This window comes from Bacillus cereus group sp. BfR-BA-01379, assembly GCF_022663605.1.
GTDB lineage: Bacteria > Bacillota > Bacilli > Bacillales > Bacillaceae_G > Bacillus_A > Bacillus_A mobilis.
Map to the genome: position 1 here is coordinate 94550 of NZ_JAKUFT010000001.1, position 21723 is coordinate 116272.

The window sequence follows — 21723 nt, forward strand, 5'->3', positions numbered from 1 at the left end:
TATAAATAACTATTTGTAAGTTTGTTTAAAAGTTCTCCTTTGGAAATCCAGTGGGGAACTTTTTTATTGTGCACAAGAAAAGGATATATATGCATTAAAAGAGTTGGGAAAGTGCAACTGAGTTAGTACCTAGTGAACTACTCACCACTTAGCAAAGCTTGAAGTGGGAGCTTCTCAGTTCCACGACGAAAGCAACCTTTCGTCTCCCTGAGCGTTACTTCGGGGCGTTCCATCCCTAGATGACCAACGCTTGGATGTTCTCTTTATACGGTTGATATTTTACGCAGGAACCGAATGGCTTGGTTTTCGCACTCTATTTTCTTCCTGCTACCTTCTATATCAAGTTATCAAAGAACCTCATATAGCTACTTTATCAAAATTTTTTGACTACTGTCAAACCGAAATTCATCTCCCACCTATCGTTGGGCTACGCCCTTCACATGTTTGAGGAAGGAGAATTTTTTCGGGAAATTCGTTAAATTTGTAGCTTATTATAAGTTAACTATTTTATGACTGAATATTCGAAAATTTCACGCACCGTATTGTAAATACAAAAATAAAAAAAGAAACAATAGCTACTTTCAGTACGATTTAAAGGAATTAAAAGGAAAAGTTCGAAACATATAGTATTGAAAGCAAAAACTACTTAATTTATAGCACACTATCGCAGTAATTATTTGTGAAAGAAAGGAGATAAATATGCATAAACTTCAAACGAATAAAGGCGCGCGGTATTTTATGGTTGCTTTTATTGTTTTGTTTCTTATTATGCTTTCGCGGTTTTTCTATATTCAGGCAGTAGGAGTCTTGCATAATGTGAATGTAAAGGATCTAGCAAACGAGCAACATAATAAAAATGGTGTTTTGGAAGCAAATCGTGGCACAATATATGATCAAGCTGGAAAAGTGCTTGTCCAAGATTCCACAACGTATCGTGTTGTTGTGAATTTAAAAGGAACAAATAAAGTGAAAAATAAAGATGAAACTGCAGGGCGATTAGCTGATGCGCTTGAAATTGATAAAGAGGATGTATTAAAAAATTTTCATGAGGGACGTACGCAAGTTGAAATTGGAAAAGTTGGCCGGAATTTAACTAGGGAAGTGAAGGAACAAATTAGGCAATTAAAAATCCCAGGTGTATCCTTTATGACAGAGAAAGCAAGAGTATATCCAAATGAAGATTTTGCATCCTATATACTTGGTTTTGCTAGACCTGATGATAAAGGAAATACAGAAGGGAAATTTGGACTTGAAAAGAGTCTGGATAAATATTTGCGCTCGACAAATGGGAAAATAGAATATGTGGGAGCACCAAGAGGAATCCCGCTTACAAATGATATAGGGAAAATAGAGCCCGCTAAAAATGGGAATAACGTATACCTTACGCTAGATAAACAAATTAATAGTTTTTTAGAAGAAGCGATGAATAAAGCACAAGAGTACTATGATCCTTCTATGTTAGTAGGAATCATAGCGGATCCAAAGACAGGAAAAGTTTTAGCAATGTCTAGTAAACCTAGTTTTAATCCTAATAAAGGCGATATCGAATATTTTTTGAATGATCCAATCGCAAATGCATACGAACCAGGTTCAACAATGAAAATATTTACGCTAGCTGCTGCAATTAATGAAGGGGTATATAACGGGAAAGAATATTTCCAATCAGGAAAATATTCCGTTGGTTCATCTGATATTAAAGATCATAATGGTGGATTTGGATGGGGATCTATTACATTTGATGAAGGCTTTGAAAGATCATCAAACGTAGCTTTTTCTATTTTAGAAGATCAGTTATTAAAACCAGATAAATTTAAGCAATATATGAATAAATTTGGATTCAACCAAAAAACCGGCATAGATTTACCTGGTGAAAGTAAAAATACTTTATTATTAAATACACAAATTGAACAAGTTACAACTTCTTTCGGACAAGGTTCTACAGTAACTCCGATTCAATTAATCCAAGCAGCTACTGCTATAGCTAATGACGGGAAAATGATGCAACCATATATCGTTGACAAAGTTGTAAATCCAACAAACAATCAAGTTATTATGGAAAATCAACCGAAAGAAACTGGAAATCCGATAAAAAAAGAGACAGCGGACAAGGTAAGAGACTTAATGGAGCGTGTTATTACGTCTTCAAAAGGTACCGGTACAATGTATAAAGTGGACGGTTATCCAATAGGAGGTAAGACAGGAACAGCACAAATTCCGAATCCTGAAAATGGACGATATATGGAAGGAAAAGAAAATTATATTTTTTCATTTTTAGGAATGGCTCCAATTAATGACCCAGAGTTAATTGTATACTTAGCTATTAAGCAGCCAAAGCTAAAGGGGGACGAGTATGGAGCTCAGCCGCTTGCTGAAATATTTAAACCAGTTGTGAAAAATAGCCTTGAATATTTAAAGGTGAAACCATACACAGAAAAACAAATGGCCGATGCAACGAAAAAATCCCAATTAAAAGTACAAAATCATGTCAATCAATGGATACAGTAGAGAATAAGGTGAAAAAAGAGAAGTTCCAACCGATAATTTTAGGTGAAGGAAAAATAATAAAACAATATCCGCAGTCTGGTGAAGTAATGAGTGAAGGAGATCGTATCTTTTTATTAGGAAGCAACGCAAGAATGCCAAATTTACAAGGGTGGTCAATGCGTGATGTTATGTATTTCTCTAAATTATTAAAATTAGATTTAAAAACTACAGGTACGGGCTATGTAACAAATCAAAGCATTGAAAAAGGACAAGCTATACAAGAAGGAGATGCATTACAACTAGACTTAGAACCACCGTTACAACCGTTAGCAGAGGCAAATACAAATTAATTTCAACACTTTGAAGAGCCTAGATCCAATAGGTTCTTTTTAGAGTTATAAGTAATTTCACGCACCGTAATTTTCAGAAAAAATAATAAATAAGTGAATTAACAGAAGCAGGTCGTTAAATATCTGATTATTTTTTATTTACAGTTAAAAATAATTGTGATAATATGGAAAAAATCAAATGCAGTGAAGAGAAGAGTAAATAAAATGAATTTTTCACAGAGAGCTCCATTTAGCTGAAAAGGAGTAAAAATTCTTTATTGAACCAAGCCTCTGAGCAGCGCATCGGAACCTATTATTAGGGGATGGTGTGACGGGAGCTCCCGTTATAGAGCTATGGTATAAGCATGAATTAGAATGCAGTACCTGATAAGGTTAATATGGCGACATATTAACAAACTAGGGTGGCACCGCGATGATAAATCTCGTCCCTAAGACTAAAAGTCTTGGGGGTGGGATTTTTTTGTTGTTTTAAAACAATTTGGAAAGCGGGGGCCTAAAATGAAAAACTTATTTAAAGATTGGAAGTATCCTTTATTACTACTGTCCGGAGTTGGTATTGCAAATTTAGGGGCATGGATTTACTTAATAGCACTGAATGTACTTGTCTATAATATGGGGGGCTCAGCCTTAGCTGTTGTTACTTTATATGTAATTCAACCATTAGCCGCTTTATTTACAAACGCTTGGTCAGGAAGTATGATTGATCGTTTAAATAAACGGAAGTTAATGATTCACCTCGATATATATCGTGCAGTATTTATCGCTATTTTACCTTTAGTTCCATCACTTTGGATTGTTTATGTGTTCGTATTCTTTATTAGTATGGCCAGTGCAATTTATGAGCCAACTGCTATGACGTATATGACGAAATTAATTCCAGTTGAGCAAAGACAACATTTTAACTCATTACGTAGTTTAATAGGATCTGGTGCATTTTTAATTGGTCCAGCGATAGCGGGAGTATTGTTAATTGCAAGTACACCAGAGTTTGCTATATATATAAATGCTATAGCATTTCTCTTAGCAGGAGTAATTACATTACTGTTACCTAATCTTGATAAAAAATCCGATATTACTACGTCAAATGAAAAGTTATCTTTAGCTGTATTAAAAAAAGATTGGAACATCGTTTTAAATTTCAGTAAGAAATCTTTATATATCGTTTTTGTGTACTTCTTATTTCAAGGGATGATGGTTTTAGTTGCCGCAACTGATTCACTTGAATTGTCATTTGCGAAAGAAGTTTTATTGTTAACAGATAGTGAATATGGCTTTTTAGTTAGTATCGCTGGAGCCGGGTTTATTTTAGGAGCCATAACAAATACAATATTATCAAAAAAATTAACACCTTCATTTTTAATTGGAATAGGATCATTATTCATCGCTATCGGTTATTTAATTTATGCTTTTTCAAATGAGTTTTTAATAGCTACTATCGGATTCTTTATTTTATCTTTCTCTATGGCATATGCAAATACAGGATTTAACACCTTTTATCAAAATAATGTACCTGTCCATATGATGGGACGGATTGGGAGTATTTATGAGCTTGTGATTGCGGTCATAACCATTTTAATTACGATATTGTTCGGAGTTACAACTCAATTTATTTCTATACAACTTGTCGTTATCGTAGGATCATTCGTAATGCTACTTATAACTATCATATTGTGTGTGTTTACCTTATTACCTTCAAGATCCAAGGTATATCATACTGAAACAATAGATTCTAAATAATTTTAAGTGTCACTCTTTAATTAGTGTATGTAACTAGAGGAGTCTTCCATCTATATATTGAATAATAATTAGGTGGAAGAATCTTAGTTGCATTATGATCAATACACAGCATGTAATTTCGAAAAGCGTAAAAGAATTACACTATGGATTAGAGTGTTCAAGTGGTATATATCCAAATTAACGATATAGGAATTAAAAAATTAATAAAAATATAGAGGGAGTTTTTAGATTACATGGATATTAAGATTAGAGCGTATAAAAAATCTGATGAAACAGGCTGGGTACGTTGTCGTGTGTTGTCTTTTTTAGATACAGCATATTACGATAATGTATTTAGAGAGAAAGAAAAATATGAAAAGCCTGCTATTGAATTAGTAGCTCTATATGAAAATCGAATTGTGGGTTTAATAGATATTGAATATGAATTAGAAGAACGTACAGTTTGCTCAAGAGGGACTGGTCTTGGCGGCATGATTTGGCATATTGCAGTTCATCCAGATTTCCGTAGAATGAAGATTGCTAATCAACTATTAAATGAGGCAGAGAAGTTAGCGAAAGAACATAACCTAAATCGATTAGAAGCATGGACTAGGGATAACCTATGGGTACATGGATGGTATGAAAAGAACGGATTCGTAAACGTAGATTCATATTTACACGTATACTCCAATCATACAGACGAGATCAAAGGTGTAATGAAAAGTAATATAGATCGGCTATATCCAGTTCAAACATTTGCTCATTATACGGGTGAAAATAAAGAAGAGATAAGAAAACAATTTAAACGAGTTCACGATTGTTTTTGTTTTGAAAAATATTTCATTCTATACAAGTGAATTCTTAATCATTGTATTTATATTTAAGGATTTATAAAATATTACTATGAAGGGATGTGTTAACAGTTTGTATATGATTAATGGTAGTGTTTTTATCATAGTAGGAGTTATCTGTTATTTGCTTGTACGAATTATTTCAATTGGAATGAAAAGTAAAAAAGGTGTAAATTGGTGGAAAGAACTAATTAGTTTTCTGTTCGCAATATATATTGGTATGGTTGTTGCGGTAACTTTATTCCCCATACCAATTGGTTTTTCAACTAGTATTGAACATATTAGACTTTCAATTAATATTATCCCTTTTGTTTCAATTATTAAAGATATAGGGAAAATAGGAATTGCTTATGATGGTGATGTCCTATTTATGATTGGTATCATAGTAAGAAATGTAGGCGGGAATATTTTATTATTAATGCCTTTAGGATTTTTAGCACCAATTATATGGGATAAATTTAAAGAGCTTAAAAACACTATTTTATTAGGCTTGGTTATATCAATTAGTATCGAATTATTACAACTAATGGAGTCTTTGTTTAGTAGATGGGGACGTATTACTGATATTGATGATGTGATCTGTAACGTTATAGGTTCTATTGTTGGATATTTTATTTATAAAATCACTTTAATGTTAGCAAGTAAATTTAATTTTCGAGTGTTAAATAAAACTAATCCTAAAGGTATGGAGTTAACTGAAAAATAAATGGCTTAAACAGGTATATGAAAATACGAATATAGATACTAAAGACGTACGAGTAAAAAGTATGTCTTTTTATTTTTAAAAATAATACTTCAGACTGATGAGGAATCTCATTCCATATTTTACAATTTAAAGTGACTATTGCATTTTAAGTATGGAGTAAAAAGAGGTGAATATAATTTTATAGGTAAACAAGTATAAAGGAGGATACTAAATGGATATTTTACTTGTTATTCTTATTATCGTGTTAATGCAAAGTAAGGAACGTAAAGTGAAAGTTAATCGCATTTGGCTCGTTCCGACTTTGTTGTGCTTTGTAACAATTCAGTCCATTATTCATATGGGACAATTAACTATATTACAATTACTATTATTCGTTGTCATGCTCGGAATTGGATTGGTTCTTGGGATTATTAGAGGAAAAGCGTTAACATTTCGAATAGATAGTGAAACGGGTCATGTATTACGAAAAGGAAATTGGTTAAGCACAATAATTCTTCTTATTATTTTAGGGGCGAAAATTGTAATTAAGCAAAGTATGTTTTCTGATAGTACTCACAACACATTAATGGTTGTTACGAATGCCTTTTTATGCGTCACATTAGGTACAGTAATAAGTAGACGATATTATATTTGGAAAAAATATAACGAGTTAATACAAAAAGTGTAAATACATGTATCCCTTGTTTAACAATGCTGTGGACGGTAATACTAAATAACATTGAATTTTTACAACAAGGGATGATAATATGATATTCATTTACACAGATTTCGGCGGAACGCATTCAACTGCACTCGCTGCAGCATATCATTTGAATAAATTACCAACGGATCGTAAGTTAACGAAAGAAGAAATATTAAATGTAGATTACTTTAATAAATTGAAAACAGAGGATATGGGGAAAATCATTTTTCATGGAGTAGACGAATATGAGAATCCTGTATATACAATTGGGTGCGGGGCATCCAAAGTCGTCGTACCTGCGATGAAGCATTTAGGAGAGATTCTGCAAAAACATTATCATAGCCATGAAAAAATTATTTTTTCTAATACATCACCAACAGTACCTTTACCTATGACTTTCGGTGGACTATTTTCTAGAAGGTTCCACATCGATTTTATCGGTGTACCATTACTCGTATGGGGAGCAAAACTTAGTTGTGATAACATACAAAGACTTGTTAGTTATACGAAAGAAGCTGGCCGATTGACGAATGATTATGTTGTAATTTTAGATAATGAAACTTTTAAATAATGTACGATAAGAAGAAAATGGGGCAAATACTTCGGTTTTCTTCTTTTTTTCGTGAAAATGACAAAAAATATTCACATTTAATATGCATCTACTATAGCCAAAACAATAAAGTCCTGTTACTATTACAGGGATATTCTCTTTTCGTAACATAAATATATAGAAAAGTCAGAAAAGAGGAATTGAATTAAGGGAGGAACAACATGAAGCGTGTTGCTTGGATTACTGATAGTACAACTGCGAGTTTTACAACAGAAGGAGATAACTTTGTTATCCCAATTGAAGTTATTATTGATGGTGTGTCGTACAAAGATTGTGAAGAAGGTGTGCGTGAGCGCGTCTATAATGCGTTAAACGAAGGTAAAACTGTCACTACATCACAGCCTAACATAGGGGAAATGGTAGAGTTATTTTCGAAATGCAAAGAAGAATATGAAGAGGGATTTGCAGTTGCTATTAGCGGAAAAGTAAGTGGAACTTATCAAAACATGAAGTTAGCTGCAGAAATGGCAGGTTTCCCATTAACGGTATTGGATAGTGAAACAACAAGTTATCCAATGGATGAACTAATTAGAAAAGCGAAATCGTTATACAATGATGGTATGACGTTAAAAGATATACACAAAACATTAGTAGATGAAAAAAGAAGACCTTTCCACGTATTCCCGAAAAGTTTAAAAGGCCTTTACGCAAGTGGACGTGTAAAAGGAGTTCAATTTTTACTTGGAAGTTTATTAAGTGTCAACTTAATATTAGAAGTAAAAGGTGGAGAGCTTTTACTTGAAAAGAAAGTTCGCAAAATCCAAAAATGTCGAGAATATATTAAAAATGAGCTTGAAAAAGAATTACCAAAAGTACTACACATGTTCCATGCTAACGATAAAGATGGAGCTGAAGAATGGATTTCAGATATTAGACAAGCATTCCCTGAAATGGATTTCAAACTATATCCATTACCAATTTCATTTGCGGTTCATGCAGGTGAAGGTACAATAGCAATTAGTTATTAAGAGGAAAACCCGTGAATGATTCGCGGGTTTTTTATTTAATTAAATTGAAAATGGAGGCATATTACGTCGCCATCAAGTAAAAAGTCTCATATTATTGTTTTTAGGAGCAACCACTCCCTCAACTTGATTTGAAATTAAAAATATAAACCTTTGCCTACTGGCTGAACAGTTTCTAGCACAGTATCGACCATTTCTTCATTGATTAGGGTTCTTATAATCCAAGCTGAGAGATCTTGAGCAGCAAAACAGCCTGCAGCAGTCGAGATATTTCCTTCGTTCACGAAACTTTGTTCAATAACATCTACATCGAATTCTTTAAGCTGTTCTACTACGGACGGATATGTAGTCGCTTTTTTACCTGTAAGCAATTTTTTAGCTCCTAGTAGTAATGAACCAGAACACATAGATCCTATTAATTGCCTTTGAGGATCTACATGAATGTTATTAATATATTCTTGGTTTTTATATAAATCTTGTACACCCTTACCGCTTGCAAATATTACTGCGTCAGCAGTAGGAATATCAGATATGCTTCCTGTCATAGGAATACGTAAGCCAGACATGGATATATGAGTTTTTTCCGTTCCTAATAGTTGAACGTTCCAATCAGAAACACCGCCAACTAAACGTACACGATTTAATAAATCCCATGGTAAAAAAACATCTATATCAGTAAAGTTATCGAAACAGACTATTGCAATTTTCATTTTCTAATCCCTCATTCCGTATGTATATCCCCTTATTTAGAATATAAACTTTTCCTTTTTATGTTCTATATTAAGTTATAAATTCCTGTATATTCCATGCGATGAAAATTTAATTAAATAAAAGGATTATACACCTATAAAATATGTGGCATCCAAATATCCCATACATAACGTAAATAATGTTGTTTCGAAAGTTTAAAGGGTTTTTAAATATAAAAATAGAAATCTATATAAAAAAATATACAAATGGTAGTGATGCTATGAAAATTGGTAAATTTGGAGAATTAAATAACATAAGTATTGATACAATTAGACATTATATGGACCTGGGTCTGATTATTCCTGAAAAAAAGGGAGGTCACTATTTTTTTGACGAGTATTGTCAAACAGATTTAGAGCTTATATTACATTACAAAGCGCTAGGATTTAGTTTGAATGAAATTAAAGAACTATTTTTTTATAAAAATTTAGCGAAATCTATGAATTACGAAAAAGATACTTTTTACCAATCTTTATTTAAACTGAAATATGACAAGTTGGAACAGGAAATAGAACTTTTGGAGAAGAAACGGGATAAATTAAAGGAAGTGTTACATGATTTATTATTAACAAATGAAACCTCTAATTCAATTTTAGGGATAGATTTAAGCGTACTTCATTTACTGGCATGTTCTAAGTGTAGCAAAAAGCTAATTCTTCAAGATGGAATTATTAATAACAATCAAATTACTGAGGGGAAGTTAATTTGTAATTGTGGTGAAGAATATAGTATTACTTCAGGAATTATAACTGCTGGTAAATCATTTAAAGAAAATGAGCGAACGTCACTTGAAGATACTATTTCGGATTATATTCATGAAACTGATAATGCATATTTGGAAAATATGCTTAAAGAAGGGGAATGGGCGAAAAAGAAACTAATACATTTAGATTTAAATAACAAATTAATACTGGATATAGGATCGGGACTTGGATTCTTTTTGAGAAACATTTATGAAGACCTACCCGAAGATTGCCTATACATAGCAGTGGATCGAGATTTAAATAAACTTATATTTTTAAAAGATGTATTAGCAAGAAGAAATCCGAAAAGAAACATACTCTTTATCTGTGCTGATTTTTTGAACATCCCTATTCAGAATCGGTCTGTTGATATTGTAATTGATCATTCTGGTACGAGCAATTATAGTTTTGAGCATGAAAATTTTTTACTTCACGAATTAAATCCGCTTTTTAAACCTGATTGTTATTTATTAAGTTTATTTATTTTATTTAAAAATTTTAGCTCAAATAGCCAAATTACAAATAAATTTCAAGCTAATTTTACACTTTCAAAAGTAACGAAAGAAATCCAAAATCTACAGTTTCAATCCATTGATGAGAGAACATCAAATTATTTGGAACGGGGCGGGAAATACGAGGATTTCTTTGTTCAGGGAGAAGAAATTTATACATATTCATTTTTCGGAAAAAGATGGGGTTAACCCCATCTTTTATTTATTTCCCCTTAAAACTTTTCAAATAGTACATATTGATATTGGGTTAACCCAATAACTTACACTTAATGTAATACTAAGAAAAGTGGGGGAATTGTTATGGGAGGTTTACGATTACATATAGAAAATAAAAAAAGAAACCCGGAACTAAGAAATATTTGTTTATATTCAATCGCAAAAACAGTATCAATATTCGGTACCTCTATGTATAGTTTCGCATTAAGTTTATATGTTTTACAAATAACTGGATCAGCGTTAAATTTCGCGATTACGCTCATATTAGGAACAATTCCAATGATTGTTATGAATCCATTTGCTGGTGTAATTGCTGATAAAGTTAATAAAAAGAAACTAGTTGTTTGTATGGATCTACTAAGTGGCTGCTTATTAATAGCTGTTTATATAGTAAGCAGCCATTATGGATTAAACTTATTCATCATTTATACTACGACCTTTCTAATGACGGTCTTTACAACCTTTTTTGGAATAGGATTAGAAGCTGCGAAACCGAATATCGTCTCTAAAGAGAGGCTTATGAGTATTAATTCTATAAGTAAAATTATTGATTCTGTATCTCTAATTCTTGGCCCCATGTTAGGTGGTATCATTTTTTCAGTATTTGATATGAAAACTTTTATCATTATAAACGGTATTTCATTTATTCTTTCAGGGATAGCATTACTATTTATTCACTTTAAACTGTTCGAGTGTAATATAAATGAGGAAAATTCAAAAAGAAGAGTTAATTTTATTAAAGATATAAAAGAGGGGTTTTCTTACTTACTTGATAAGGAAAGCTTAAAGAATACGTTTCATATTTTAATTTCGTTTAATTTCTTCTTAGGCTTTGCTGTTATCGTTCCATTGCCATACATTATTAACACAGTACTCAATCTTAGTTCTAAGCAATTTGGTATCATTCAAGGGACCTTTCCAGTAGGGATGATAATTGGTGCAATTGTAGTAAAAAAAATATCTGATCGTTTTTCTTACTCTTATCTTTTGAAAAAGCTAAGTTATATGTTGTCAGTTATTATGATTTTTTCAGGGGTTCCAGTTTTATTCAAAAGCTTTGAAGTGAATGATTTTGTATTCGTTATTACGTATTGTGTTGTTATGATCTTTTTAGGGCTTATTATAGCGCTAATTGATATTCCTTTAATCTATTTCATGCAAAAAGAGATCCCTAATGAATATAGGGGAAGAGTGCTTAGTATTGGATTAAGCTTAGGAAAAATGATGCAGCCAATAGCACTCGCAATATCAGGTCTATTATTAAATTATATTCCAGCCTACATCATTCCAATTGTAGGTGGAATCTTATATTTAATAGTAATTAAGATTTCATCAAATCGTTTCACGTTAGAAGTGCATTCAAAAGATTATAGTGCTTCGTAGAATCTTAGGTTATTTATAATGTATATTGCTACATCATTCAAGGTAAGAAAAGCAAATACTATAAAACGTATAGGCCTATTCTTAGTATTTGTTTTTGACTATATTCCAAAATCTGATGATTACTTACAAAACAAGTATGGGGAACAATTTACATTGTATAAACAGAAAACAAAAAAAACTAATACCGTTTATTTGGTAAATCAACTTCATAAATTATAAAAAGCGCAGGAGGATGATCCTGCGCTTTTCTATCGTAATTCAGCTGTTTTTCTAATAACAATCTTATCAATATCATCTTCTTCATCACCGATAAATAACCCGCGTTCTTTTAAATACGCCTCAAAATATAAATCTGCTTCTGCACGTTCATCATACGGTTTTACAGATAGAATGAAACCTAATTTGTTTTGTTCCTCTAAATGAGAAGTGGAGATGTAGGCCGGTACATTGTGGCGTAAAAAGAGTTCTTTAACCGGAATAATCATATCTTTCATTAATTTCGTTAACATACCCATTTCAAACTCGAAATTAAAGCGATCTATGCTACATAAATCAGCGAATACTACACCGATAAAACCTGTATTAAATACTTCTTGATATTCTACACCTTCGTCATTACCGTAAAAATTCTTTTCGATTAAATAATTTATAAAGTAAGCAACACCGTCACTTTGTTCAAATGGTTTCGTTGAAAGAACAAAGCCAATTTTCTTTTGTTTATGTAAATACACACATGACATGTATGCTGAAATGTTATGTTCTTTAAATAGAGAACTTGTTGCCCCAGAGAGGCCATCAAGTACGTGATGAACAATTTGAAGTTTTTTACGAGCGAAATAATAGGATTTCTTTTGTAACTCCAATGTATCAATAAAGACAGAGCCGATAAAGCCTGTATTTGAAATGATAGGTGTTTGCTTTTTTCTTCCTCTGCGCTTTGCTTGAGCCATTGTAAAAATCATCCCTTCATGTACAATTAAAATAAAAAGAACGTTTGTTCGTATATTTATATTTTACTATTAAAACGCTATAAAGTAAAGGGTTTTTGACGAAAAAAACAACAAAAAAGACACCTGTAAAAGGTGCCTTAAACGCTGTAGGGAATAGGGTTCATCCCTACAATTTATATTATGATACAGAAACAATCTCTTCTGTATCTTCTACATCTAAATGACAGTCCATAGTACGAACATCTTGATCTTCATGACTTCCGAAATAAATAGTAATTTTCATATGTATCGCTCCTTTATTCTAGGAATACCTAAAATAATTACTAGTAATGTTAATATTTATTATATACCACTTTTTTCATTCCGACAACGTTATATCATTTTTAATTCTTTTAGAGTGAAAAGAGTGATGTATAGAGCTATTTTTATAGAAATAGGCATATTTCATATATGTTATATTTAATACTGAACGATTCGAATACGAATTTTTATGAAAGGAGAAAAAAGAATGAATTATAAACAGTTATTAATAGATAACTTCACATATAAAACGTCATATATTGCGCGACAGGTACGTGGAATGAATGTAAAAGAAACGAAGGATTATATTGCTGTAGACTGTGGTTTACCTGCAGATACATTTAATATCATTACTTTACTAAACAATGATGTAACGGAAGGTATTGAGAAAATATATAAAGTGGTAAGCACATATAATCAAAAGAAATTTCCAATGAGTATTTGGTTTTGGGATGATAGGCATGAGCAAACTATAAAAAACGAATTAATAAAACTTGGCTTAAAAGAAGCAGAACAAAATATCGCGATGGTAGCAGACTTAAAGACAATTCAACCAACAATAAAAATGCCCGAAGGTTTTACGATACAAAGAGCATCTTCGTTAGGACAAATTAAAAAGTTTGGGGAAACGTTAGCTAATCTATTTGGTACATCAGAGGAAGGTACACATGTACAAGCATTCTACAATCAAACCACTTCTTCCGATTTATGGGATAACGGGAATTTGAAACTATACTTAGGGATTTTTAAAAATGAAGTCGTATCGGTTGGTTCATTAGTATGTACAAAAGATAGTATTGGTATTTATGATATAGCAACGAAAGAAGAAATGAGAGGGCAAGGATTTGGCTCTACTATGTTTAATTACTTGCTGCAAGAAGCAAAAGAATTGAACGTTGCTCAATGTGTATTACAAGCTTCACCTGATGGAATTAATATCTATAAAAAGGCTGGCTTTCGATCTGTTGGGCAAATGGCTGTTTTTGAAAATCGACATTTATTTGAATAGATTATCCAAGCCGAATTGCTGTCGTGTAGGAGTTAATACATCATTATGAAAAAAATATATATCATTATAATCATTTGCACTTTTATAGTAATAGGTACTTTTGTTTTTCATAAAGCAAATGAACTTAAGTACACGAAAGCTATTAATCAATTAAATCATATAAAAAATATTGCACATAGAGGTGCTTCTGCGTATGCGCCGGAACATACAATACCAGCTTATACATTAGGACAACAATTAAAAGGAGATTATATAGAAATTGATCTTCAAATGACAAAAGACGGACATTTAGTAGCTATGCATGATCAAACAGTAAATCGCACTACAAATGGTACAGGATTAGTTAAGGAACATACATTAGAAGAAATAAAGAAACTAAATGCAGGTTCTTTTTTCAATGAAAAGCAACCAAGTTTAGCGAAGAAAGAATTTGAGGGTACTAAAGTCCCAACACTAGAAGAAATTATTGAAACGTTCGGGCATGGTGCAAACTATTATATTGAAACAAAATCACCAGATGAATATCCTAGTATGGAAGAAAAGCTATTAGAAATTATAAAGCACTACGAAATAAGGGATAACGTTATTATTCAATCATTTAGTGAGGAAAGTCTGCAAAAAATTCATAGTTTAGATGTTACTATACCTTTAGTACAGTTACTACCTTACAAAAAGGCAGTTCAATTAACTGAATTAGAGATAAAAAAGTATAAAACATACTGTATCGGTCTTGGGATGAACTATAGATATATTGATTCAGCATATGTAAAGCGAATTAAGAAACACGGATTAGAAGTTCATCCATTTACTGTAGATAATGAAACAGACATGAAAAAGTTACTTCTCTGGGGAGTTGACGGGATGTTTACGAATTACCCGGATCGTTTACATTCGTTACTACAATCTTAAACTATATTGGTGTAATTATCACTGAACCAATAAAACAAGTATCCACAAGTATACAAAGATAGTTTGTGGTCCAAATGGTAACATCATTGAATGTATAGAGCCGATATTGAAATGAAATCCGAAAAAGAATCCAATATTTTTATTGGATTCTTTTTATTTAGCTCTAAGTGACGAACTTAAAGCGATATGAATTTGAATTTGTTAATAAAATATTACATTGAGTATGATTTTTTGTAATTACCATCAGAAAGTAACGAAATTGTAATGAATTTTAACTACGCTTTTTATATTTTTTTGATACACTGGCTACGAGAGGAATACCGATTAATGTAGGTAAAAACCAAAACCATATAGGTGGTAGTAAATTAATTAAGGGAATATGAATACCGACATTTACTAATAGCGCGGTAACGGCACCAATATAAGAACCTAACATACCTCTAATATGGTGATGCAGCCAATTTTTCCAACGTTTTTTTCGTGCTAGGTAGCCATAAATCGCAAATGAATAAGATAAAATTGCTACATAAAATAAATATGCGATTTTATCCCAGTTAATAATGGATAATATAATTGCAGTAACGGTGATCACAACATAGGATGCATGATATATTTCACCCCATTCCGTGTGTTTTCCTTTCTTCTTTTGAGCAACCATCGCTACAATACCAGTGATTAAACATATTGTTCCAAATAATATGTGGATGGTTAAAAGAATGTTAAAAATGCTCATAATAATTCCTCCTTTTTTATTTTTATAGTATTGCAGTATAGGAGAAAAGTTGAAACATATTGTTTATTCACCTTAATATATTGAAATAAAGGTACTTCTAGAACACATTTAAACGGACAAATTTTTCTTGAATTTAGTGAGTCACGTATTACGTGAAATGAAGGAGAGACTTCCATGTTTACATCTATTACATATTTACAATCTGGGAATGAAAAGCAACAAAAAGCGTATGATGTTTTGAATAAATTAAACATCATGGAGGATTTAACTTTGTATAGTCCCGTTCTTTGCGGGACAATCCCTATAAGAATTGATACCCTTCAATCCGACTTAGATATAGTAATGGAAGTACATAACTTTTATGTTTTTGAACAGGAAATGAGATCTTTATATGGTTCTTATGAAGGATTTAAAATAAAAAAGAAAAAAATTAAAAATACAGAATCGATAAAGGTGAATTTTGAATTTGAAGGTTTTGAATTTGAATTATTTGCTCAGCCTAAGCCAGTACGTAACCAAAATGCATATAGACATATGATCGTAGAGCACATGTTATTAATGCAGCACCCCCATATTAGGGAAGAAATTCTTCGCTTAAAAGAGAACGGTTTAAAAACAGAACCTGCTTTTGCTCAAGTATTAAATATTGACGGAGATCCTTATGACGAACTTATTTTATTGGGACAGGAAATGAGATTGTGGTAAATACGATACGCAAAAACTCCTCTATAAATAAAAGAGGAGTTTTTGTTATGTCATTAACTTACGGATTAATTCTCCTAACAATTTAATCCCGTTAGTCATTTGATCTGGAGAAGCATATCCATATGATAAACGAATGTACTGATCTGATTCTTCTTCATATATACGTCCTGGGTTTAAAAGAATTCCTTTTGACAATGCCTCTGAAAATAATTTTTTCATCGGAATGTTAGGCACAATCTTTAGCCATATAAATAATCCACCACTAGGAATATCCCACGATGCAACATCTGCACAGTACTTATTTAAAGACCGTATCATGATTTGTCTTCGTTCTTTTAATTGAATTCTTACGTTTGCAACATGTTCTTCATAAAAACCTTTATGTATCCATTCAGCAGCAACTCTTTGGGATAATGAACTCGATCCGTAGTCTGTTTGCATTTTTATATCTGACAATCTATCAATTACAGGTTCTGGTCCAATAATCCATCCAATTCTAAGACCAGGAGTAAGTGTTTTAGAGAGACTACCAACATATAATACATGTCCATGTTTATCTATCGACTTTAAAGGAGCTGGAGGTGGTTCATCAATCCATAATTCGCGGTAAATATCATCTTCAATAATAGGTAACTGTTCTTTTTCACATATTTTTAATATTTCTTTTCTGCGCTCTTGAGACATTAATATCCCTGTTGGATTTTGAAAACAAGGGATAGAATATAAAATATTTTTCTTTTGACTATATTTGATTCGTTTTAATAACTCGTTAGGTAAGATACCGTGATGATCCATACAGATACCAGCTAGATTTATATTTGCTGATTGAAACACATGAAGTGAATATAAGTAAGAAGGCTGCTCAAGTAAAACGGTTGATTCTCTATGCAATAGACCAATTGATATTAATTGCAATGCTTGTAACGCACCAGAAACGATTAATATAGAGTTAGGCGATGCATGTATTCCAAATGATTTTACGTAGTTACTAATTGCTTCACGTAACGGTAAAAACCCTTTTTGTTCTTCATATCCAATATAATCTAATTCGTCACTTACACTTTTCATAATGGACTGCATAGTTTTTAGTGGGAAAAGTTGAGGCGCAAGTTCACCTTTACTAAGGTGGATAAGTTCTTTATTTGCTTCTGCTTCATTTATGTCTCGTACCATTAACTTACTAGGCTTATGAATACCAGCCTTTACATATTCACTCCAATCCGGCGGGGGATTCGTCGCTAATAATGACCATGTATTATTCGTTACAATTGTTCCTGCTCCAATTTTCCCTTGAATCAATCCATCTGCCATAAGTTCATCTAGTGCAGTTATTACAGTGCTACGATTTACTTGAAATAATTTTGCTAACTGCCTTTGACTAGGGATCTTACTTCCAATTGGCCATTCTCCATTTTCAATTTTTTCTTTCATATAATCTACTATCTGCCGATATTTAGGCAGTTTTTTATTAGTTGTCATAAAAAAACTCCCTCGTTCACTTTAAAAATGCCAAGTGGTTGGTTTTTACGATAAATAACTGGTTGAAGACATTGTATCAACTATTAAATATGATGGAAAGAAATAATTGGTAATTTGAAAGTGGTTGGTTTATTAGGGAGGGAAAGATGACATGCAGAATAAAAAATGGAATTTACGCATCATATGTGCTCACGCTTTTACGATTTTAATATGGGGAACCGCTTTTCCGGCAATTCGTATGGGACTCGAATCTTATACACCAGAGCACCTTACTCTACTACGTTTATTAATTGCTTCATTTATACTTCTTTTGTTTTCCTTTATATATAAGTTGCGGCTACCAGATTTAAAGGATCTCCCAGCAATTTTTATATTTGGTGCTTTAGGGTTTACCATTTATCACATTGCATTAAACTACGGTGAAAAAACAGTAAATGCTGGATCTGCAAGTTTAATTGTTTCAGTCACACCTATCGTAACGGCTATTTTTGCTTCTGTTTTTTTAAACGAAAAAATGAAAGTAAATGGTTGGATTGGTGGTGTAATTAGTTTTATAGGAATTGCTTTCATATCATTTAGTCAAGGAGATGCTATCCAATTGAATAGCGGAGGATTATTTATATTATTAGCAGCGATTTCAGAAAGCCTATTTTTTGTTTTCCAAACTTCTTACTTGAAAAAATACGACTTCTTGCCATTTACCATATATACAATTTTATCTAGTACTGTATGTATGCTTATTTTATTACCGGGAGTGTATACAGAAATACTAGCAGCTCCTCTTGAAGTGAACATGAGTGTTATATATTTAGGTTTATTTCCAACAGTACTCCCATATATCGCATTAGCTTATATCATATCTCATTCTGGTGCTGCTGAGGCAACAAGCTCTCTATATTTAACACCAGTAACTGCATGTTTTATTGCTTGGATATGGTTAGGTGAAGTACCGACTTTTGTTTCAATAATTGGCGGAGGAATCACTATACTTGGAGTATTAATTGCACATGTATCATTAAAGAAAGAAATGCAAAGTGCAGAGTACGGCAATACAGCAAGGTAGTTTGGTTAGTATTTGCAAGAGATATAATTGAACTGTTAATTAGAGTTCTTATTAGTAGAAGGATTAGCATCATGTTAATCCTTTTTATTTATACAATTCTTACTAGTAACATCCATATAAAATTGTATAGTTTAATTATTTTTTTACATATACATAATTATCATCTGCTATTTTCTATATGAAAGGAGATATCCTTTGGAAAAAGTATTATTTTTCGGAGACCCAGGTATTGATGACTCTTTTGCCATTATGTTTGGTTTACTGCATCCTGAAATTGAAATTGTCGGTATTGTAACTGGATATGGAAATGTTGAACATATACATGCTGCGCATAATGCAGCGTATATTTTACAGTTAGCAAATAGACAAGACATTCCTGTGATTAGCGGTGCAACAAAACCACTTACAGAAGAAATTACTACATATTATCCTGAAATTCATGGACCAGAAGGATTAGGGTCTATTCATGTGCCAGAAAGTGTATTGTCTATCCCGATATACAATTTTGGTAGTATTGCCTCGATTCTTGTAAAGTACGGAAAGGACTTAACAATTGTCGATGTAGGAAGATCTACCTCGTTAGCGATTGCTTTTAATTTATGGAATGATTTAATGCTAAATGTAAAAGGAATATATTTCATGGGTGGTGTCTTTTTAGAAGTAGGAAATGTGACGCCATTAGCAGAAGCAAATGTGTATGGAGATCCTATTGCAAGTAAAATTGTTTTTCAGCAAGCAAATAATTTATTTATATTTCCTTTAAATGTAACAAACAAAGCTGCGTTAACGCCAAATATGTTTGACTATATTCAAGCTAATTCAAAGAATCCATTTCATACGATAATGAAACCAATGTATGATTATTATTTTTCTGCATACCAAAAACTTAATCCATCTATCGAAGGGCCATTGCTTCATGATGTGGTTGCTATAAGTGGATTAGTAAATCCAGGTTTTTTCGAATTTGTAAATCGTACAGTGAATGTAGATACATACGGAGATACGAAAGGACAAACATTTGCTGATTTTCGACCTAGTTCTATATCAGAAGGAGCCAGTATAGCTTTAGAAATAGATGAAGAAAAATTTATTCAAGACTTTATTAAAACGATGCTATAAGTCGCTGCCGAAACAGGGATTTATTTCACTACGTTGAATATATAAATACATTCTCTTTATAAAGGAGCTTACAATATTGAATGTCCAGTTAAAGGTTGTTACGAGAGAGAATTGGGAAGATGCTTTAAAGCTACAAGTTAAAGAAAATCAAACGAAATTTGTTCCAGCTGTAGCAGTTTCACTTGCTAAAGTATATATAAAGCCAGATGGTGACAATGTAGAGTACATACCATTTGCGATATACGACGGCAATTTAATGGTTGGTTTTATTATGCATGCTGTTATAAGAGAAACAATTGATATGTATTGGATCAATGGATTTATTATCGATCAAAAGCAGCAAGGAAATGGTTATGGAAAAGCGGCGTTACAAGAAAGTATTTACTTAATAAAAAATACATGTAAGGCGTGTAAAGAAATAAGATTAACCGTACATAAAGATAATCTCTCTGCAAAGAAACTATATGAACATTACGGTTTTCAACCATTGGGACATGATTATGATGGTGAGCAAGTATATCGTTTATTCGTTTAAATATTATGAAGTAAAGGTGTGAAAGGAAATATGCAATTTTCGGAAGTGAAAATCGAAGTGTTTATTCCTGAAGAATACATTGAGATATTACGGGATGAACTAAATAGAATGGGTGCTTGTAAAACGGGAAAATAGGACCATTGTCTTTCCTATAGTTCCGTGAAAGGATACTGGAGACCATTAGATGATGCATCATCTTTTAATGGAGAAATAGCCAAATATGTGAAGGTCAAGAATGTAAAATTGAAATAAAGTGTAAACGGGACCATGCAAAGGATGCACTTGAAGTTATAAACAAAATTCATTCGTATGAAACACCTATGATTTATATTATCCCGATATTAAATGACTATTTTAATCAAATATAAAATAAATGGCTAGGAGGAATAACAATTGAAAAATAAATTTCATCATATTGTACGAGCTGTTATGTTAAAGGATAATAAATTATTATTGGCTGAATATATCGGCCATCATTATTTTTTACCAGGTGGTCATGTTGAAGTTGGCGAATCGGCTGAGAATGCATTAATAAGAGAACTAAGAGAAGAACTAGGAGTAAATTGTAACATAAAACAATTTTTAGGCGTGATAGAAAACCAATGGCAAGACCGTGAAGTTCTTCATCATGAAATCAATCACATTTTTGAAGTAGATTCGCAAGAGCTACATATTGATTTCATACCAAAATCTAAAGAATCTCATTTAGCGTTTCATTGGATAGATTATAATCAAGAAGCTTTACATACGTATAAAATCATGCCAGCGCCTTCTGTTAAAGAGTTACTAGAAAGAAAAATAAGCGATGAACTACTAAACTGTTGGATTAGTAATTTTTAAGTACCTCTATTAATAGTAAATACGTCCACCGAAAGCAGATTAAGAAAATAGGCGAAAAAACAAGGTACATCACCTAGTGTAATTTCATATTTTGTTGATGTACGCATTTAGTC

The 21723-nt window shown here is 32.1% G+C and carries 19 protein-coding genes, 3 pseudogenes and 1 other annotated feature; of the genes and pseudogenes, 18 read left to right on the top strand and 4 right to left on the bottom strand.

The annotated features are described in order from the left end of the window. Positions 1-699: 699 nt before the first annotated feature. From MR113_RS00470 to MR113_RS00500, 7 genes and pseudogenes are all read left to right on the top strand, one after another. Positions 700-2834 (top strand): annotated as a pseudogene (locus MR113_RS00470) (penicillin-binding transpeptidase domain-containing protein). A 174-nt stretch (positions 2835-3008) separates the two neighbouring features. Then, positions 3009-3267: a binding site (T-box leader), on the top strand. A 65-nt stretch (positions 3268-3332) separates the two neighbouring features. Then, on the top strand, positions 3333-4571 hold the full coding sequence (locus tag MR113_RS00475) for an MFS transporter (RefSeq protein ID WP_242250574.1): 1239 nt from the start codon (positions 3333-3335) through the stop codon (positions 4569-4571). Positions 4572-4804: 233 nt separating this feature from the next. Further along, the gene (locus tag MR113_RS00480) at positions 4805-5407 is read left to right on the top strand and encodes a GNAT family N-acetyltransferase (protein WP_242250575.1); all 603 of its coding nucleotides are present in this window, start codon (positions 4805-4807) and stop codon (positions 5405-5407) included. A 67-nt stretch (positions 5408-5474) separates the two neighbouring features. Beyond that, positions 5475-6107, top strand: coding sequence for a VanZ family protein (locus tag MR113_RS00485; protein WP_242250576.1), 633 nt, complete (start codon positions 5475-5477; stop codon positions 6105-6107). A 211-nt stretch (positions 6108-6318) separates the two neighbouring features. Continuing rightward, a complete protein-coding gene (locus MR113_RS00490; protein ID WP_242250577.1) occupies positions 6319-6774 on the top strand; it encodes a CcdC protein domain-containing protein in 456 nt (151 codons plus the stop codon). Between the two features lie 79 nt (positions 6775-6853). Beyond that, positions 6854-7360: a DUF3189 family protein gene (locus tag MR113_RS00495; protein WP_131932217.1), complete on the top strand. Its 507-nt coding sequence runs from the start codon at positions 6854-6856 to the stop codon at positions 7358-7360. A gap of 200 nt (positions 7361-7560) precedes the next feature. After that, positions 7561-8367, top strand: a complete 807-nt coding sequence (locus MR113_RS00500; RefSeq protein ID WP_131932216.1) for a DegV family protein — start codon at positions 7561-7563, stop codon at positions 8365-8367. A 134-nt stretch (positions 8368-8501) separates the two neighbouring features. Here MR113_RS00500 and MR113_RS00505 read toward each other — a convergent pair whose 3' ends face one another. Beyond that, the gene (locus MR113_RS00505) at positions 8502-9074 is read right to left on the bottom strand and encodes a DJ-1/PfpI family protein (RefSeq protein ID WP_242250578.1); all 573 of its coding nucleotides are present in this window, start codon (positions 9072-9074) and stop codon (positions 8502-8504) included. 260 nt (positions 9075-9334) lie between these two features. Between MR113_RS00505 and MR113_RS00510 the strand changes: the two genes are divergently transcribed. The 3 genes and pseudogenes from MR113_RS00510 to MR113_RS28700 form a co-directional block, all read left to right on the top strand. Then, positions 9335-10558, top strand: a complete 1224-nt coding sequence (locus MR113_RS00510; RefSeq protein ID WP_242250579.1) for a MerR family transcriptional regulator — start codon at positions 9335-9337, stop codon at positions 10556-10558. A 111-nt stretch (positions 10559-10669) separates the two neighbouring features. Beyond that, positions 10670-11968: an MFS transporter gene (locus MR113_RS00515; RefSeq protein WP_242250580.1), complete on the top strand. Its 1299-nt coding sequence runs from the start codon at positions 10670-10672 to the stop codon at positions 11966-11968. 69 nt (positions 11969-12037) lie between these two features. Continuing rightward, positions 12038-12167 (top strand): annotated as a pseudogene (locus tag MR113_RS28700) (methyltransferase family protein); the annotation flags it as partial. Between the two features lie 49 nt (positions 12168-12216). Here MR113_RS28700 and MR113_RS00520 read toward each other — a convergent pair. Beyond that, the gene (locus MR113_RS00520) at positions 12217-12930 is read right to left on the bottom strand and encodes a hypothetical protein (protein WP_242250581.1); all 714 of its coding nucleotides are present in this window, start codon (positions 12928-12930) and stop codon (positions 12217-12219) included. Between the two features lie 496 nt (positions 12931-13426). Here MR113_RS00520 and MR113_RS00525 point away from each other — a divergent pair, with 496 nt between their 5' ends. Then, positions 13427-14227: a GNAT family N-acetyltransferase gene (locus MR113_RS00525; protein ID WP_242250582.1), complete on the top strand. Its 801-nt coding sequence runs from the start codon at positions 13427-13429 to the stop codon at positions 14225-14227. A 45-nt stretch (positions 14228-14272) separates the two neighbouring features. Further along, positions 14273-15136 carry a glycerophosphodiester phosphodiesterase gene (locus tag MR113_RS00530; RefSeq protein WP_242250583.1) on the top strand — a complete coding sequence of 288 codons (864 nt, stop codon included), beginning with the start codon at positions 14273-14275 and terminating at the stop codon, positions 15134-15136. Between the two features lie 271 nt (positions 15137-15407). Here the strand turns inward: MR113_RS00530 and MR113_RS00535 are convergent, their stop codons facing one another. Continuing rightward, positions 15408-15869, bottom strand: a complete 462-nt coding sequence (locus MR113_RS00535) for a DUF2306 domain-containing protein (protein WP_242250584.1) — start codon at positions 15867-15869, stop codon at positions 15408-15410. A gap of 174 nt (positions 15870-16043) precedes the next feature. On the opposite strand from MR113_RS00535, the gene MR113_RS00540 reads away from it, so the two are divergent. After that, positions 16044-16574 carry a DUF4269 domain-containing protein gene (locus tag MR113_RS00540; RefSeq protein WP_242250585.1) on the top strand — a complete coding sequence of 177 codons (531 nt, stop codon included), beginning with the start codon at positions 16044-16046 and terminating at the stop codon, positions 16572-16574. Between the two features lie 45 nt (positions 16575-16619). On the opposite strand, the gene norG is transcribed toward MR113_RS00540, so the two are convergent. Then, entirely contained in the window at positions 16620-18053 is a 1434-nt protein-coding gene (norG, locus tag MR113_RS00545; protein ID WP_242250586.1) for an efflux pump transcription regulator NorG, read from the bottom strand. Positions 18054-18204: 151 nt separating this feature from the next. Between norG and MR113_RS00550 the strand changes: the two genes are divergently transcribed. The 5 genes and pseudogenes from MR113_RS00550 to MR113_RS00570 all read left to right on the top strand — a co-directional run bounded on the left by MR113_RS00550 (position 18205) and on the right by MR113_RS00570 (position 21610). Further along, positions 18205-19116, top strand: a complete 912-nt coding sequence (locus MR113_RS00550) for a DMT family transporter (protein ID WP_242250587.1) — start codon at positions 18205-18207, stop codon at positions 19114-19116. A 195-nt stretch (positions 19117-19311) separates the two neighbouring features. Next, on the top strand, positions 19312-20235 hold the full coding sequence (locus tag MR113_RS00555) for a nucleoside hydrolase (protein WP_242250588.1): 924 nt from the start codon (positions 19312-19314) through the stop codon (positions 20233-20235). Between the two features lie 76 nt (positions 20236-20311). Further along, on the top strand, positions 20312-20770 hold the full coding sequence (locus MR113_RS00560; protein WP_242250589.1) for a GNAT family N-acetyltransferase: 459 nt from the start codon (positions 20312-20314) through the stop codon (positions 20768-20770). 30 nt (positions 20771-20800) lie between these two features. After that, a pseudogene (gene cutA, locus MR113_RS00565) lies at positions 20801-21138 on the top strand (divalent cation tolerance protein CutA). Positions 21139-21163: 25 nt separating this feature from the next. Continuing rightward, positions 21164-21610 (top strand): NUDIX domain-containing protein, encoded by a 447-nt coding sequence (locus tag MR113_RS00570; protein WP_242250590.1) that lies wholly within the window; start codon positions 21164-21166, stop codon positions 21608-21610. Positions 21611-21723: the final 113 nt, after the last annotated feature.